Below are 15,230 nucleotides of genomic sequence, written 5' to 3'. Positions count from 1 at the left end.
GCTAGGTGCGGCGATACCCCGCCGCCGCCGCCGCCAGATGGGCCGAGGCCGCAACCCCGTCGATCAGCAAAACCCCTGTGCGCCGCGCCAAGTCGGCGCGCAGGCCCGCCATTCCGGCGCAGCCCAGAACCACCGCTCCGCTGGTTTTCGCAGCCTCGGTCAGGCAAGCGGCCAGATGGGCGCGGGTGGGCTCGGACCCTTCGTCAATGGTCAGGACGGGTAAGTGGCTGGCATAGACACCGGCGCAGTTCGGGGCATAACCGCCCGCCGCGATATTCTCTGTGATCACAGGAATGGATACGGCCAAAGAGGTCACCACCGAAAACCGCCGCCCCATCAGCCCCGCCATCACATAGGCCGACTGCCCGATCCCCAGAACCGGCAGATCGGTGATCGACTGCGCCTCGGCCAAGCCAGTGTCGTCGAAGCACCCGATCACGATGGCACCGGCACCGTCAGCCTCGGCTTCGGCCACCAGACGCAGAACTCCGGGCAGGGCCGCCGCGCCGTCCTCTGGCCCTTGGATGGCCGAGGGGGCGTCGATGTTGGTGATCCCGATAATCCGCGCTACAGGCAGGGCGGCCGCTGCCACCGCAACAATCCCTTCGGTCATAGCGGCGGTGCTGTTAGGGTTAATATAGGCGATCTTCATCATACACCTTTGCCCGCGTCAGACCCCAGCCGCGCTCGGCGCCGCCCCGCGATCCAGACCGACAGCATGAACGCCCCGATGATCCCGAAGGAAAACAGCGTGGTCAGCGTTCCCAGCGCATAGATCACTGGCGTAGTCACGTTGGTGGTCATCCCGAACACCTCGAGCGGGAGGGTGTTGTAGCTGCCCGACGTCAGCAAGGTCCGCGCGAATTCATCATAGCTCAGGGTGAACCCGAACAGCGCCACCCCGATCAATGACGGCGCAATGATCGGCAGCACCACATGGCGGATCGTCTGCCAATGGGTCGCACCTTGGTCCCGCGCGGCCTCCTCATAGGATTTGTCGAACCGGTTAAAGACCGCGAACATGATCAACAGGCCAAAGGGCAGGGTCCATGTCAGCTGTGATCCGAAGCCCGAGGTCGCCCAATGCACCTTCAGCCCCAGTTGGTTAAAGATCAGACCAACCCCCAGTGAAATCAGGATCGACGGGATCACCAGCGACGTGATCGCCATGTAGAACAGCACCGCCGAGCCCTTGAACCGTTTGCGGAACGCCAGCCCCGCCATGACCGACACGACCACGGTGGTGATCATCACCATCAGCCCCAGCACAAAGGACCGCCGGAACGCGCCCCAGATGTCACCGACAGCTTGCTGCTCGAACAGCTCGCGGAACCAGTGCAGCGACACCCCCTGCATGGGAAAGGTCAGGCCGCCACCGGGCCCCTGAAACGACAGAATGCCAATGGTCAGGGTCGGCCCGTAAAGAAACAGCACAAACAGCCCGAAAAACACCGCAAGCACGTAAAAAGACAAAGGACGCTTTTCCATAACTCACAGCTCCTTGCGAATGTTAACAAAGCGCAGCAGGATCCCGATCACCATCAACACCGTGATCAGCAGCACCACCGAGGTCGCCGCCGCCGAAGGGTACTGAAGCAGCGCAATATCGTTGGAAATCAGGCGGCCCACATTGGCCTTTTGCGATCCCGACATGAAGCGCACGGTGATGAAATCGCCCATCACCAGGGTCACCACGAAAATCGTCCCGATCATGATCCCCGGCTTGGTCAGCGGCAGGATCACATGACGCAGGGTCTGGAACGCGCTCGCGCCATTATCCACCGCCGCCTCGATCAATGACCGGTCAATCCGCATCATGGTGTTGAAAATCGGCACGACCATGAACAGCGTGTAGAGATGCACAAAAGCCAGAATGACCGAGAAATCGGAATAGAGCAGCCACTCCACCGGCTGATCCACCACGCCCCACGAGATCAGCGCCGAATTGGCAATCCCGTTGCGCCCCAGAAACGGAATCCACGAAATCATACGGATGATGTTCGAGGTCCAGAACGGAATGGTGCACAGCAAAAACAGCGCCGTCTGCATCGCCTGGGACCGCACATGAAAGGCCAGAAAATACGCCACGGTAAACCCGATGGCCAAAGTAAACGCCCACGTGATCAGCGCGTATTTGAACGTGGCCAGAAACACTTTCCACACCACAGCCGAGCCGAACAGATAGCTATAATTGTCGAACTGAAAGGCAGGATAGATCGAATACTCGGTCGCGCCCCAGAAACTCACCACGACAATCATGATGATGGGCGCGATCAGAAATCCCCCGAGCACCACGGTCAACGGGGCCGCCTGAAGCCACCCCGAAACATGCCGGCTCATCGCCATAAATCCATCCCCGGGGCCGCAGCCCCTTCTTCTTGCTCAAATACTCTGGGGTGAATGGGCGGGCCCGAAGGCCCGTCCAGAGGGGCAAAGCCCCTTAAAACCACCGCTTAAGCCGCGATGAACTCGTTCCACTTGCGGACCATGTACTGGTTCTCGTCCATGACGGCATTCCAGCAAGCCACATGGCCCATCCGCTCATAGAAGGAACCGCCATCGCGTGTGTCGCCTGCCTTGGCCAGCACGTCGCCGAAGGGGTTGGTGATGTCGCCGCCCGCGGGCTTGCCTTCGAACCAGTAGCCCCACTCGTCCGCGGTCATGAACTCTTTCGAGGTTTCCGGAACCGCCGAGTAATAGCCCTGACGCATCAAGAAGCCGCCGACCCAGCCCGACAGATACCAGTTGATGTATTCATAGGCCGCGTCCAGCTCCATGCCGGTCAGCGATTTCGACAGGCCGATACCGCCGCCCCACGAACGATAGCCCTCTTTCAGGGGCTGATAGACGCAGGGAATGCCGCGCGATTTCACGGCGGTGATGGCGGGCGACCACATGGACTGGATCACCACTTCGCCCGAGGCCATCAGGTTCACGCTCTCGTCAAAGGTCTTCCAGAAGGCGCGGAACTGGCCGTTTTTCTTGGCTTCGGTAAAGATCGCAAAGGTCTTGTCGATCTCTTCCTTGGTCATGTTGCCTTTGTCGGCGTACTGGATTTCACCCATCGCCTCGCAGACCATCGCCATATCCATGATCCCGATCGACGAAATGTCGAGGATCGAGGCTTTGCCCTTGAACTCGGGGTTCAAGAGTTCGGTCCAGCTTTCGATGGGGCGGCCGATCAGGTCGGGACGGATGCCCAGAGTGTCCGCGTTATAGATGGTCGGGATCAGGGTCATCCAACCGGTCTCTTCCTTGGCAAAGGTGGTCGAGCCGGGGCCTTCGACGAAACCGACCGAATGGGGCGCGGTGCCTTGGGCGATGACGCTCTCGGGGGTCAGTTTGCCGGATTTGAAGATGCCAACGATCTTGTCGTAGTTCTTGATTTTGCTGGTATCCATGGCCTGAAGGTTGCCGGTGGGCCAAACCTTCTTACAGATCCAGTATTCGATATCCGCGATGTCAAAGCTGTCGGGCTGGGTGGCCGCGCGCTGGGTGACGCTGTCGGAATCCAGCGCGGTCATTTCCAGAGTGAAACCCAGATCCTCTTTCACCTTCTGGCCGACCTCGTTCAGGTTCGACACGCCGGTGCCGAACTGGCGCAGGGTGATATCCTTGATTTCCTGAGCCCAGATCATGGGCGCGGGCAGGGTCGAGGCGGCCACAGCGGCTGCACCGCTTTTCAGAATGGACCGACGGGAATAACGCATTTTCGACATGGTACTAAATCCCTGTTGTTGGATTGGTTGATTAAGCAAGGAGGCGGTGAACCCGCCCTTCGTCCCAGACAAAGCTGACGGCTTCGCCGGTTTGTTTCGGCATGGCAAAGAAGTCCGCTTCGGGGACCAATGCCACGATCTCTTCTCCGCCGGGGGTCATGGCGGTCAGCGCCACATGGGCGCCCTGATATTCCACAGCCGTCACGGTGGCGGGCAGGCCGGTGTCCGCGATACGGACCTGATCGGCGCGCAGGGCGATCTTGTGCCCCTCGAGCGAGATCACGTTGTGACCGCCCATGAACTTGGCGACGAACTCGGTGCGGGGGGCCATCCAGACATCGCGGGCAGGTCCGGCCTGTTCGATCACCGCGTTGTTCATGACGACGATCTCGTCGGCCAACGCCAAGGCTTCGTCCTGTCCGTGGGTGACGTGGATAAAGGTGATGCCAAGCTCGCGTTGCAGACGCTTCAGTTCCGCCCGCATCCGGATGCGCAGGAACGGGTCCAGCGCAGACAGGGGTTCGTCCAGCAACAGAACGCGAGGCTTCGTCACCAGCGCGCGAGCCAAAGCAACGCGCTGCTGCTGGCCGCCGGACAGTTGGGCGGGCAGGCGGTCGGCAAGGTGGCTCATGTCCACCAGCTCCAGCAGCTCATTGGCGGCTTTGTGGCGGGTGGGTTTGTCCACGCCCTTCATGTGCAGGGAAAAGGCGACGTTGTCGCGCACGCTCAGGTGCGGGAACAGGGCGTAGTTCTGGAACATCATGGCGGTCCCGCGCTGCGCGGGCGGCAGGGCGCTGATGTCGCTGCCATCCAGCACGATAGAGCCTTCGGACACGCTCTCGTGGCCCGCGATCATCCGCAGGGTCGAGGATTTGCCACAGCCCGACGGCCCAAGCAGACACACATAGCTGCCGTTCAGGAACACATGGTTGATGTCGTTTACGGCGACGGTGTCCCCGTAACGTTTCACCAGATGTACCAGCTCCAGATCCTGACCCGACCGCATGTTGTGCCCCTTTTCGGTTCCGCGTTGGGTTTGACCGTGCAGTCAGAAATCGTAAGTCAGGAACATTTTTCGCTCAGCTTTAGGGTGTGAAACACGGAACGGCGCGGATTTGGGCAGGTGCCACACGGCCGTGCACAAATTGTGATCCAGAATCGTATACAATCACGTCCACACATCGGATCGGAAACCCCGACCTTGCGATTCGCGCCGCCGCGGCGGAAGACAGAGGAAAAGACATAGGGGCGCAGGGCTTCATGGCACCAAAGGAAAAACCGGCAGATACCGCCAGCACGCACGTGGCCGAGGCCTTGGCCGAAGCGATTCACGAACACCGCATCGCCCCCGGCACCAAGCTGAACGAGGACGAGGTCGGCGAGGTGTACGGCGTCAGCCGCACCGTGGTCCGCGCGGCGCTCCAGCAACTGGCGCATATGCGTCTGGTTGAGTTGAAGCGCAATCGCGGGGCCTTTGTTGCCAAGCCCACGGTGAAAGAAGCGCGCGAGGTGTTCGAGGCCCGCGCCATGCTGGAGCCCACCATGACCCGCTATGCCGCCGAGCGGATGACGATTGAGGACATCGCCATCCTTCAGGCCCATATCGACGCGGAACATGCGGCGCTTCGGGCGGGGGAAACGGGCAGGGCTCTGCAACTCTCTGGTCAGTTCCACATCGAGGTTGCCCGCATCGCCAATCAGGTGACGATCGCGGAATTCATCTCGCAGCTTGTGGCGCGGTCATCGCTAATCATCGCTCTCTATTGGCAGCGCCGCGCCGCCCTGTGCGAGAGCCACGCCCACCATGCCCTGATCAAGGCCTTGGCCGCCAAAGATGGCCCCTTGGCCGAGGAATTGATGAAAAACCACCTGCTGGATCTGCTGACCTCGCTGGATTTGCGGGAACAGACATCGGCCCCGCAATCCCTTTCAGAGGCGCTGAAGCAATAAAAAAGCGCCCCTCGGGGCGCTGGTGCAAAGTGGAGGTTTCTGTTGCCAGGTACCTCCGAACCCCGCCTTAAGCTGCTAGGCCCAAGGACTTAGATTTCGGTTTCGCCGACTGCTTACGCAGCCATTGCTACCGGAGCACGATTGTCGTTTGCAATTGTACTTTTTGAACCGATAACGGCGGTATCACACCGGGACAAAGCAAAACCCCTTTAGACGTTCGTCGATCCTATTTCGGCCCCAGAATCCCAAACGATAGGATTTATGGTGGAGCCGCCGGGTACCGCCCCCGGGTCCGATCCGCTTATTACGAGCGCGTTTATGTCCATAGTCGGTTGCCCGACGTGCCTAACCTACGAACTTTGCGGCGGAATTCAAGAGCCTGTCATGAAAATCCTGCATCACGTGCTTGCCTGTTTCGGTACGCTCGGTTTTCATGGTTGGGGCGAAAATTTTGCAAAACGACATTTGGAGACGGGAGCCGCAGATGCTGACCCGAGATTATTGTATAACGATGGCCCGGTATAATGCGTGGCAGAACAGGAACTTGCGCAAGCTCTTGCAGGACATGCCCCCTGAAGAACTGACGAAGGATCGCGGGGCGTTCTTTGGTTCGATCCTTGCCACGGTCAACCATATCCTGTGGGCGGACACCACGTGGATGGCGCGTTTTCAGGACAAGCCCTTGCCCGGTGGCACCGCCCAAACCAGCCGCGACTTCCAGCCCACCATCGCCGCCTGGAGCGGCGAGCGGTTTCGCATGGATGGCCACATCATCCTTTGGGCCGAGAAGGTGAAATCCCTCGATATGATTTCGGACCTGACGTGGTATTCGGGCACCCTGAACACGACTGTCTCGAAAAACCTGGGCGAATGCGTAATGCATTTCTTTAACCACCAGACCCACCACCGCGGTCAGGTTCATGCGATGCTGACCCAGATGGGGCTGAAACCTGAAGAGACCGATCTGTTTCTGATGCCGCAGTCGGGGCCTTGGCTGTAGCATTCGGATTTTTCTGACAAATTAGTGAACCAATCGGTGATCCAAAGCGTTCTGCCAATCGTAACAATCCATAATTACGACCCAAGAGGCATTACGTGGCAGAGCACTCTCCGATCATCGTTTGGTTCCGCAGGGATTTGCGCCTGTCCGATCACCCTGCGCTTTGGGCGGCCATGTCCAGCGGTCGTCCGGTGGTGCCGGTCTTTATCCGCGATGGACTGGTCGATGGCTTGGGCGCCGCGCCGAAATGGCGGTTGGGGCTGGGGGTCGGTCATCTGACCGAGTCGCTAGAGGCGATCGGCAGCAGGTTGGTGCTGCGGTCGGGCGATGCGCTGACCGTTCTGAAGGCGCTGATCGAGGAAACCGGTGCGGATACGGTGCTTTGGTCGCGGGCCTATGATCCTGACAGCGTCAAACGGGACAAAGACATCAAATCCGCGCTGAAAGAGGCGGGGATTGATGCGCAAAGCCACCTTGGCCACCTGATGTTCGAGCCTTGGACGGTCGAAACGGGTCAGGGCGGGTTCTACAAGGTTTTCACGCCGTTCTGGAAATCGGTCCGTGGGCGGGACGTGCCACAGCCTTTGGGGCGGATTTCGTCGCTGACCGCACCGCCGGAGTGGCCGGAAACCGAAAACTTAGAGGATTGGGGTTTAGGTGCCGCGATGCGCCGTGGGGCGGATGTGGTTCGGCCCTTCGTGCGCCTTGGCGAGGATGCCGCGCAGGACCGGCTTTCCCATTTCATCGAGAATATCGTCGACGACTACGACACCAAGCGGGATTTGCCGTCCGAAGACGGCACCAGCTGTCTGTCCGAAAATCTGGCACTGGGAGAGATCAGCCCCCGCCAATGCTGGCACGCCGCCATGCGCCGCATGAACGAGGGCAGCAAAGGCGCCGAAACCTTTATGAAGGAACTGGCGTGGCGCGAGTTTGCCTATCACCTGATCTGGCACACCCCCCGTATCGCGACCGACAACTGGCGCGAGGAATGGTCCGCATTCCCTTGGAACGAAAAGGAAAACGCCGAAGTCACCGCTTGGAAACAGGGCCGCACCGGCATTCAATTCGTGGATGCGGCTATGCGAGAGCTTTATGTGACGGGCCGGATGCACAACCGAGCGCGAATGATCGTCGCCAGCTACCTGACCAAGCACCTGCTGACCCATTGGAAGATCGGTCTGGAGTGGTTTGAGGATTGCCTGATCGACTGGGACCCCGCCGCCAATGCGATGGGGTGGCAGTGGTCGGCGGGCTCTGGCCCTGATGCGACCCCGTATTTCCGCGTGTTTAATCCGGTGACCCAACTCGACAAGTTCGACAAGCAGCGCAGCTACGTCAGCCGCTGGATCGCGGAGGGGCGCAGCAACCCCCACAAGCACGCTCTGAAATACTTCGACGCGATTCCCCGTAGCTGGGATCTGTCGCCCAAAGATGACTACCCCAAGCCCATTGTGACCGCAGATGCGGGTCGCAAACGGGCATTGGACGCCTATGAGGCACGGGATTTCTGACCCCGTCTTAAGATTTATTGCCCGCCTGTGGCTGACAGGACTAGCCTGAAACGACCCCTAGGGAGACCCGCCATGACGCTTGCCGAAACCACGCTGCCGACCGATCTGCCCCGCTACATGGGCGCTGTCCTGTCGATGATGAAAGGGATGCGGGCAGGGCGGCTGGATATTCGGCTGGAAGACGGCCGTGTCTTTCGCTGCGAAGGGCAAAATCCCGGCCCCGTGGCAGAGATCGTGATTCACCATCCGGATACCTTTGCCCGACTTATTCGCGAAGGTGACCTAGGTTTTTGCGATTCATATCTGGACGGTTGGTGGAGCAGTCCGGACCTTCAGGCCTTCATGGATTTGATCCACGACCAGCAAGAAGCGGTCTACGACGGGTTTCCCGGCAAGTCACTTGTTCGGGCGCTGGAAAAATTCCGTTTCTGGCTGCAGTCAAATACCAAAAAACAGGCAAGAAAGAATATCTCTTACCACTACGATCTGGGGAACGACTTCTACAATCTGTGGCTGGACGACACGATGACCTACTCGTCTGCGTTGTTTAAGTCTGGGCAAGAGAGTCTGGAGGCCGCGCAGATCCAGAAATACGCCAGCATGGTCGACCGGATGGGCGTGAAGCCCGGCGACCACGTGCTGGAAATCGGCTGCGGTTGGGGCGGGTTCGCCGAATACGCCGCCAAAGAGCGGGGTCTCAAAGTAACAGGTCTGACGATCAGCCGCGAACAGCTGGCCTTTGCCCAGAAACGTATTGCGGACGCGGGCCTGTCCGATCAAGTAACGTTGAAATTGCAGGACTATCGCGACGAAAAAGGCACCTATGACGGCATCGCCAGCATCGAGATGTTCGAGGCCGTCGGCGAGAAATACTGGCCAACCTATTTCCAGACCGTCCGCAATTGCCTCAAGCCTGGAGCCTCGGCAGTACTTCAGATCATTTTGATAGAAGATAAGCGCTGGGACACCTACAGGAATGGTGTGGATTTCATACAGAAATACATCTTTCCGGGTGGGATGCTGCCAAGCCCCCGCACCCTGAGGCAAGAGGTCCAGCGCGCCGGTCTGCGCGTCACCGACCATCTGGATTTCGGCGAAAGCTACAGCCAAACCCTGCGCCGCTGGTACGAAATGTTCAACGACAACTGGGACCGGATTGCGCCCATGGGCTTTGATGACCGCTTCCGCCGGATGTGGAACTTTTATCTGACGTCTTGCGCGGGGGCCTTCAGAGGGGGTATCTGCGATGTAACGCAGTTGACAATCGAAAGACCTTCTTAAGGATGCCCACAGCCGCCCGTCTGATCGCCGCAATTTTTATGGCCCTGACGGGTGTCATTCTGGCACTCAAACTGCGAGAGGTGCGTCCCGCCCTCCAGTACTACCAATTCTTTATCGAGTATAACATGTTCCTAGGCGCGGTGATCGGCTGGCAGTTGGTCGGCCCGCGCGTCGGTAACGGCTGGGCCCGTGCTGCGGTTGCCGGAATTAACGGTGGATTTGTAACTGTGCTGCTGGTCTTTATGTCTCTTGCAACACGGGAGATGCTTATTCGGGCGTTTCGAAAACTTTACGATCATGCTTTAGAAGCGGTTCTAGCCGCTGTAAAAATCGGAATTTCAGACTTTATGGCGATTGCGGTGACAATGACGATCGCTCCCGTATTCATGGGGGCCGTCTTGTCCGGTTTGGGGGCCGAGGCTGCACATCGTCGTTGGAGATAAAAATTATGAACGACGTGTTCGTTTATGGCACACTCTGCCATAAGCCACTGCTTGATCTGGTGGCTGGTGGGCCCGTGGAAACGGTTCCTGCCACCATGCCCGGATTTTCTGTCTGTTGGGCGCAAGGCGCCAGTTATCCCCTGATTTGCGCGACCGACGGGTCCGAAGCCCGCGGCCTGCTGCTGCGCAACCTGACCGGCCGCCAGCGCGACCGTCTGGATTTCTACGAGGCCTGCTTTAATTATTCGGTCGCTGACATTGCCGTCATGACCTCCGAAGGGACCGAACCTGCGGCCTGCTATGTGGCCTCCAAGCGCGATCATACCTGCGGTGATGTCTGGAACCTAGACGACTGGGTTGCCAAGTGGTCGGTCATGACCATGCGCGCCGCCGAAGAAGTCATGATGTCCTTCACCCACGAGGCACCTGCCGAAGTGGGCGCGCGTTTCCCGACCATCCGCATGCGGGCCTCGGCCTATGCCGCCGCACAGGCCAATCCCAGCGCGCTGACGCCCTCTGGCCTGAGTGCGAGCGATGTGGTCAGCCACAAGCGCACCGTGCCCTACGCGAACTATTTCGCGGTGGACGAGCATGACCTGTCCTTTACCCGCCACAACGGTGCCCCGTCCGAGGTCGTGAACCGCGCGACCTTTATGGCGGCCGATGCAGTGGTTGTGCTTCCCTATGATCCGGTGCGCGACCGCGTGCTGCTGGTGGAGCAGTTCCGTGCGGGGCCTTACTTCCGTGGCGACACCCATTGTTGGGCGCTGGAGCCTGTCGCAGGCCGCATTGATCCGGGTGAAACCGCCATCGACGCCGCCATGCGAGAGGCCAAAGAAGAAGCCCGCCTGAAGATCACCAAGTTGATTCCCGTCAACCGTGGCTATCCCTCGCCGGGTTGCTCGAGCGAGTATTACCACCTGTTCGTCGGTATCTGCGATCTGCCCGACCACATCGCCGGTATCGCTGGCGAAGAGGCCGAGGCCGAGGATATCCGAAGCCATCTCTTCAGCTTTGACCGGCTGATGGACATGGTGGACAACGACCAGATTAGCACTCAACCGACCTGTCTTTTGGCACTTTGGTTGTCACGTGCACGCGAAGGATTGCGCACTACGGGTTGATGTCCTGCGCGGACCTACATATTCATGTCTGTGCAACACGAGAAAGGGCGCATGATGCGAATTGCACAGGATCTGGCCGGAGCCATCGGGAACACCCCTCTGATCAAGCTGCGTAAGGCCAGCGAAGAGACAGGGTGCACCATTCTGGGCAAATGTGAATTCATGAACCCCGGTCAGTCGGTCAAGGACCGCGCGGCGCTGTACATCATCAAGGACGCGCTGGAGCGTGGCCAGCTGGAGCCCGGAGGCACCATTGTCGAGGGCACCGCTGGCAACACCGGCATCGGTCTGGCACTGGTCGGCGCGTCCATGGGCTTCCGCACTGTGATCGTGATCCCCGAGACCCAGTCTCAGGAAAAGAAAGACATGATCCGTCTGGCGGGCGCAGAGCTGGTGCAGGTGCCGGCCGCGCCCTACCGGAACCCGAACAACTATGTCCGCTACTCGGGCCGTCTGGCCGAGGAGCTGGCGAAATCCGAACAGCACGGCGCGATCTGGGCCAACCAGTTCGACAACGTGGCGAACAAGCGTGCCCACGTGGAAACCACTGGCCCCGAGATTTGGGAACAGACCGGCGGCAAAGTGGACGGCTTCATCTGTGCGGTTGGTTCGGGCGGCACTCTGGCCGGTGTGGCCGAGGCTCTGCAGCCCAAAGGCGTCAAGATCGGTCTGGCCGATCCCTTGGGCGCGGCGCTGCACAGCTTCTACACCACGGGCGAACTGAAGGCCGAAGGCTCTTCGATCACTGAAGGGATCGGGCAGGGGCGCATCACCGCCAACCTCGAGGGCTTTACCCCCGACATGTCCTACCAGATCCCCGACGAAGAGGCGCTGCCGATCGTCTTTGATACCCTTGCCGAAGAGGGCCTGTGCCTTGGCGGCAGCTCGGGGATCAACATTGCGGGCGCGATCCGTATGGCCCGCGAAATGGGCCCAGGCCACACCATCGTCACCATCCTGTGCGACTATGGCACCCGCTATCAGTCGAAACTCTTCAACCCCCGCTTCCTCAAGGAAAAGGGTCTGCCGGTTCCCGATTGGCTGACCACCGGACCCAAGAGCATCCCGGGAGTCTTTGTTGACGACTAATCCCTGGACGGTGTTGCGGCGGCTCCTCTGGGCCGCCGTTTTCAGTCTGCTTGCACCGCTGGCCGTGTTGGCTCAAGCGGACAAGGTGGACTACGACGCATGGAAGGCGCTGGCCTCCAAGGTCGAAAAGCAAATCGACAGTCCGGACCGGGACGCTGCCGCGCTGGATGCGCTGCGGGCGCAGGTTTCCGATTTCCGCACGACGTTCCAATCGGCGCAGGACGCCAACAGCGAACGCATCGACACCCTGACCGCGCAGATCAGCGCCTTGGGCGAAAAACCAGCCGAGGGCGAGACAGAGCCCCAGACCATCGCCAAGCGCCGCGCGGACTTGAACAAACAGCTGCAAGAGGCTGAAGTTCCACGACTTCAGGCCGAAGAGGCCTATCGCCAAGCGGACGGATTGATCACCGAAATCGACCGCGTTGTGCGCCGCCAGCAAGCCGAGCAGCTGTTCTCGTTGGGGCCGACGCCCCTGAACCCCGCGCTTTGGACCGAGGCGGGCGGAACCGCGATCACCTATGGTCTGGCGCTGGTCCAAGAGGTGCGCGACACCTTTGCCGATGGCGCGCGCCTGTCCAGCATCCGAGAGGACGTGCTGCCCGCGATCCTTTTCATCATCATTGGCGTGCTGCTGCTGACCCGCGCGCCCGACTGGATCGAGGCGCTGGTCAATCAGGTCTGGCATCGCATCAAACGGGGCCCCGGCGTCTGGAGCCTGCTGATTTCGGTGGGCAAAGTCATCCTGCCGGTCCTTGGCGTGGTGATGATGGTGTCGGGCCTTCAGGTCCTGCAATTGACCGGCGACAGGGGCAAGGCGCTGCTGTCGGACATGCGGATCTATGTAGGTCTGGCGATGTTCGCGGGCTGGCTGTCGGGGCTGCTGTTCCCCTCCGGTGACTTCCGCGCCATCGCGGCGATCCCCCAGCACAAGCGGGCCAAAGCGCGGCGCGGCGGGGTGATCCTTGGCCTTTGTGTGGCCATGTACCTGTTGCTGAACGATGTCGCCACCCGAGAGGATTTCTCGACCGGTGTGACGGCGGTTCTGATGTTCCCGATGATCATCCTGACCGCCTTTGCGCTGCTGCATCTGGTGAACACCCTGCGCCGCAGCCTGATCCGTAACGCCGAGGCCGCCGGGAACGCCGCGCCCAATCTGGCGATGATCGTGCTGCGCCTGATGGCATTCGGTGCGCTGCTGTCGCCGGTGATCGCAGCGATCGGCTATCGCAACGCCGCCGAGGGGCTGCTTTACCCGATGGTCGGCTCGCTGGCCCTGTATGGTGTTTACGCGGTCCTGCAACAGTTCATCCGCGACCTTTATGCGATGTTCTCCAGCAACCCCGACAAGGCTGACGATGCCTTGCTGCCAGTTCTGCTGGGATACCTTCTGGCGCTGGTGCTGTTGCCTGCGCTGGCCCTGATCTGGGGCGCGCGGATTTCCGACCTGACCGAGCTTTGGGCCCGTTTCCGTGCGGGCTACACCATTGGCGACACGAACATTTCGCCCACGGACTTCATCAGCTTTGCTCTGGTGTTCGTGATCGGCTACGGCATCACGCGCTTGCTGCAACGGGCGCTGCAAACCTCGATCCTGCCCAAGACCCGTCTGGATCTTGGGGGCCGGAACGCGATGGTTTCGGGCATGGGCTATGTGGGCATCTTTATCGCTGCCATGGCCGCTGTCGGGGCCGCGGGGATCGACCTGTCCAATCTGGCCATCGTCGCGGGTGCGCTGTCCGTGGGGATCGGTTTCGGTCTGCAAAACATCGTGTCGAACTTTGTCTCGGGCATCATTCTGCTGATCGAACGGCCCATCTCCGAAGGGGACTGGATCGAGGTCGGCGGCGAGATGGGCTATGTCCGCGCCATTTCCGTGCGTTCGACCCGGATCGAGACGTTCGACCGTACCGATGTGATCGTCCCGAACTCTGACCTCGTCAGTGGCAAGGTGACGAACTGGACTCGTGGCAACACCATCGGCCGCGTGATCGTGTCTGTGGGTGTGGCCTATGGGACCGACTCCCGCAGGGTCGAGAAGATCCTGATGGAGATCGCCAAAGAGCACCCGATGGTCTTGCTGCAACCGCCGCCCTTTATCTATTTCAAAGGGTTCGGCGACAGTTCGCTGGATTTTGAGGTTCGCGCGATCATCCGTGATGTGAACTGGGTCTTGAATGTCAGTTCGGATTTCAACCACTCTATCGTGAAGCGCTTTGCCGAAGAGGGGATCGAGATTCCCTTCCCGCAGCGCGATGTCTGGGTGCATGGGTCGGCTATCCATCCGACACCTGTTCCCACCGCCGAACCCGCCCGGCAGGCCGCTGCCGGTTTGCCCGATGTTTCTGCTGATGGAGCCGATGAATGACCGACCCTCTGTTCCGCGATGACGCTTACCTACGCAATGCCGACGCCAACGTGGTTCGCATCACGGACGAAGGCGGGATCGTATTGGACCAGACGGTGTTCTACCCGACCGGCGGCGGTCAGCCCGGCGACTGCGGCGTCCTGACATGGGAGGGCGGACGGATCGAGATCGCCACCACCATCAAGGGCGACGGGGGCGAGATCATCCTTTTGCCCGGTGAAATGTCGCGCCTACCGGCGGTTGGGACCGTGGTCCGGCAGGATCTGGATTGGGAGCGCCGCCACCACCTGATGCGCGTGCACACCGCGCTGCACCTTTTGTCGGTCGTAGTGCCACTGCCCGTGACCGGCGGCTCCATCGCCGAGGATAAGGGCAGGCTGGACTTCGATATGGAAGACGCCCCCGAGGATAAACAAGCGATCGAGGACGCCCTGAACGCCCTGATCGCGCGGGATCTGGAGGTGACAACCCAATGGATCACCGATGCCGAACTCGACGCGAATCCCGGTCTGGTCAAAACCATGTCCGTCAAACCGCCACGCGGCACGGGGCAGGTGAGGCTGGTCCGCATCGGCACCGAGGACGAACAAATCGACCTTCAGCCTTGCGGCGGCACCCATGTCCGCTCCACCGCCGAGATCGGCCCCGTCCGCATCGGCAAGATCGAGAAAAAAGGTCGGCAAAACCGTCGGATAAACCTTCACATCGATTGAATTCCTGCTTGCAGCCGCCGAATGTGTGG

14 protein-coding genes and 1 other RNA gene are annotated in these 15,230 nt (G+C 60.3%); 9 read left to right on the top strand and 6 right to left on the bottom strand.

All coding sequences use genetic code 11. The features are described from left to right. Position 1 precedes the first annotated feature (1 nt). The 5 genes from HJ536_RS06825 to HJ536_RS06805 form a co-directional block, all read right to left on the bottom strand. The gene (locus HJ536_RS06825) at positions 2–652 is read right to left on the bottom strand and encodes an aspartate/glutamate racemase family protein (RefSeq protein ID WP_177157328.1); all 651 of its coding nucleotides are present in this window, start codon (positions 650–652) and stop codon (positions 2–4) included. Next, positions 652–1,488, bottom strand: a complete 837-nt coding sequence (locus HJ536_RS06820; RefSeq protein WP_177157142.1) for an ABC transporter permease — start codon at positions 1,486–1,488, stop codon at positions 652–654. Before HJ536_RS06820 ends, HJ536_RS06825 begins: the two co-directional genes overlap by 1 nt. Before the next feature lie 3 nt (positions 1,489–1,491). Continuing rightward, the gene (locus HJ536_RS06815; RefSeq protein WP_420811086.1) at positions 1,492–2,340 is read right to left on the bottom strand and encodes an ABC transporter permease; all 849 of its coding nucleotides are present in this window, start codon (positions 2,338–2,340) and stop codon (positions 1,492–1,494) included. 113 nt (positions 2,341–2,453) lie between these two features. Continuing rightward, on the bottom strand, positions 2,454–3,719 hold the full coding sequence (locus tag HJ536_RS06810) for an ABC transporter substrate-binding protein (RefSeq protein WP_177157140.1): 1,266 nt from the start codon (positions 3,717–3,719) through the stop codon (positions 2,454–2,456). 31 nt (positions 3,720–3,750) lie between these two features. Next, positions 3,751–4,725: an ABC transporter ATP-binding protein gene (locus HJ536_RS06805; protein ID WP_176855135.1), complete on the bottom strand. Its 975-nt coding sequence runs from the start codon at positions 4,723–4,725 to the stop codon at positions 3,751–3,753. Between the two features lie 254 nt (positions 4,726–4,979). On the opposite strand from HJ536_RS06805, the gene HJ536_RS06800 reads away from it, so the two are divergent. Beyond that, positions 4,980–5,669, top strand: coding sequence for a GntR family transcriptional regulator (locus HJ536_RS06800; RefSeq protein ID WP_176855134.1), 690 nt, complete (start codon positions 4,980–4,982; stop codon positions 5,667–5,669). Between the two features lie 28 nt (positions 5,670–5,697). Here HJ536_RS06800 and ssrA read toward each other — a convergent pair. Further along, positions 5,698–6,048, bottom strand: a transfer-messenger RNA (tmRNA) gene (ssrA, locus tag HJ536_RS06795). A gap of 54 nt (positions 6,049–6,102) precedes the next feature. On the opposite strand from ssrA, the gene HJ536_RS06790 reads away from it, so the two are divergent. The 8 genes from HJ536_RS06790 to HJ536_RS06755 all read left to right on the top strand — a co-directional run bounded on the left by HJ536_RS06790 (position 6,103) and on the right by HJ536_RS06755 (position 15,201). Then, positions 6,103–6,669, top strand: a complete 567-nt coding sequence (locus HJ536_RS06790; RefSeq protein ID WP_338082411.1) for a DinB family protein — start codon at positions 6,103–6,105, stop codon at positions 6,667–6,669. Between the two features lie 95 nt (positions 6,670–6,764). Then, a complete protein-coding gene (locus HJ536_RS06785) occupies positions 6,765–8,183 on the top strand; it encodes an FAD-binding domain-containing protein (protein ID WP_177157138.1) in 1,419 nt (472 codons plus the stop codon). Between the two features lie 72 nt (positions 8,184–8,255). Then, positions 8,256–9,464 (top strand): SAM-dependent methyltransferase, encoded by a 1,209-nt coding sequence (locus tag HJ536_RS06780; protein WP_177157137.1) that lies wholly within the window; start codon positions 8,256–8,258, stop codon positions 9,462–9,464. Between the two features lie 2 nt (positions 9,465–9,466). Beyond that, a complete protein-coding gene (locus tag HJ536_RS06775; protein ID WP_176855130.1) occupies positions 9,467–9,907 on the top strand; it encodes a TrgA family protein in 441 nt (146 codons plus the stop codon). A gap of 5 nt (positions 9,908–9,912) precedes the next feature. Further along, complete coding sequence (locus HJ536_RS06770) at positions 9,913–11,031, top strand: NUDIX domain-containing protein (protein WP_177157136.1); 1,119 nt, start codon at positions 9,913–9,915, stop codon at positions 11,029–11,031. A gap of 54 nt (positions 11,032–11,085) precedes the next feature. Then, a complete protein-coding gene (locus HJ536_RS06765; RefSeq protein ID WP_176855355.1) occupies positions 11,086–12,120 on the top strand; it encodes a cysteine synthase A in 1,035 nt (344 codons plus the stop codon). Beyond that, entirely contained in the window at positions 12,110–14,488 is a 2,379-nt protein-coding gene (locus HJ536_RS06760) for a DUF3772 domain-containing protein (protein ID WP_177157135.1), read from the top strand. Before HJ536_RS06765 ends, HJ536_RS06760 begins: the two co-directional genes overlap by 11 nt. Then, entirely contained in the window at positions 14,485–15,201 is a 717-nt protein-coding gene (locus tag HJ536_RS06755) for an alanyl-tRNA editing protein (protein ID WP_177157134.1), read from the top strand. The genes HJ536_RS06760 and HJ536_RS06755 overlap by 4 nt, the downstream gene beginning before the upstream one ends. Positions 15,202–15,230: the final 29 nt, after the last annotated feature.

This window comes from Donghicola mangrovi, from assembly GCF_013377535.1.
GTDB lineage: Bacteria > Pseudomonadota > Alphaproteobacteria > Rhodobacterales > Rhodobacteraceae > Donghicola > Donghicola mangrovi.
The sequence above is the reverse complement of the archived record's forward strand: the minus strand, read 5'-3'. Positions and strand labels throughout refer to the sequence as shown.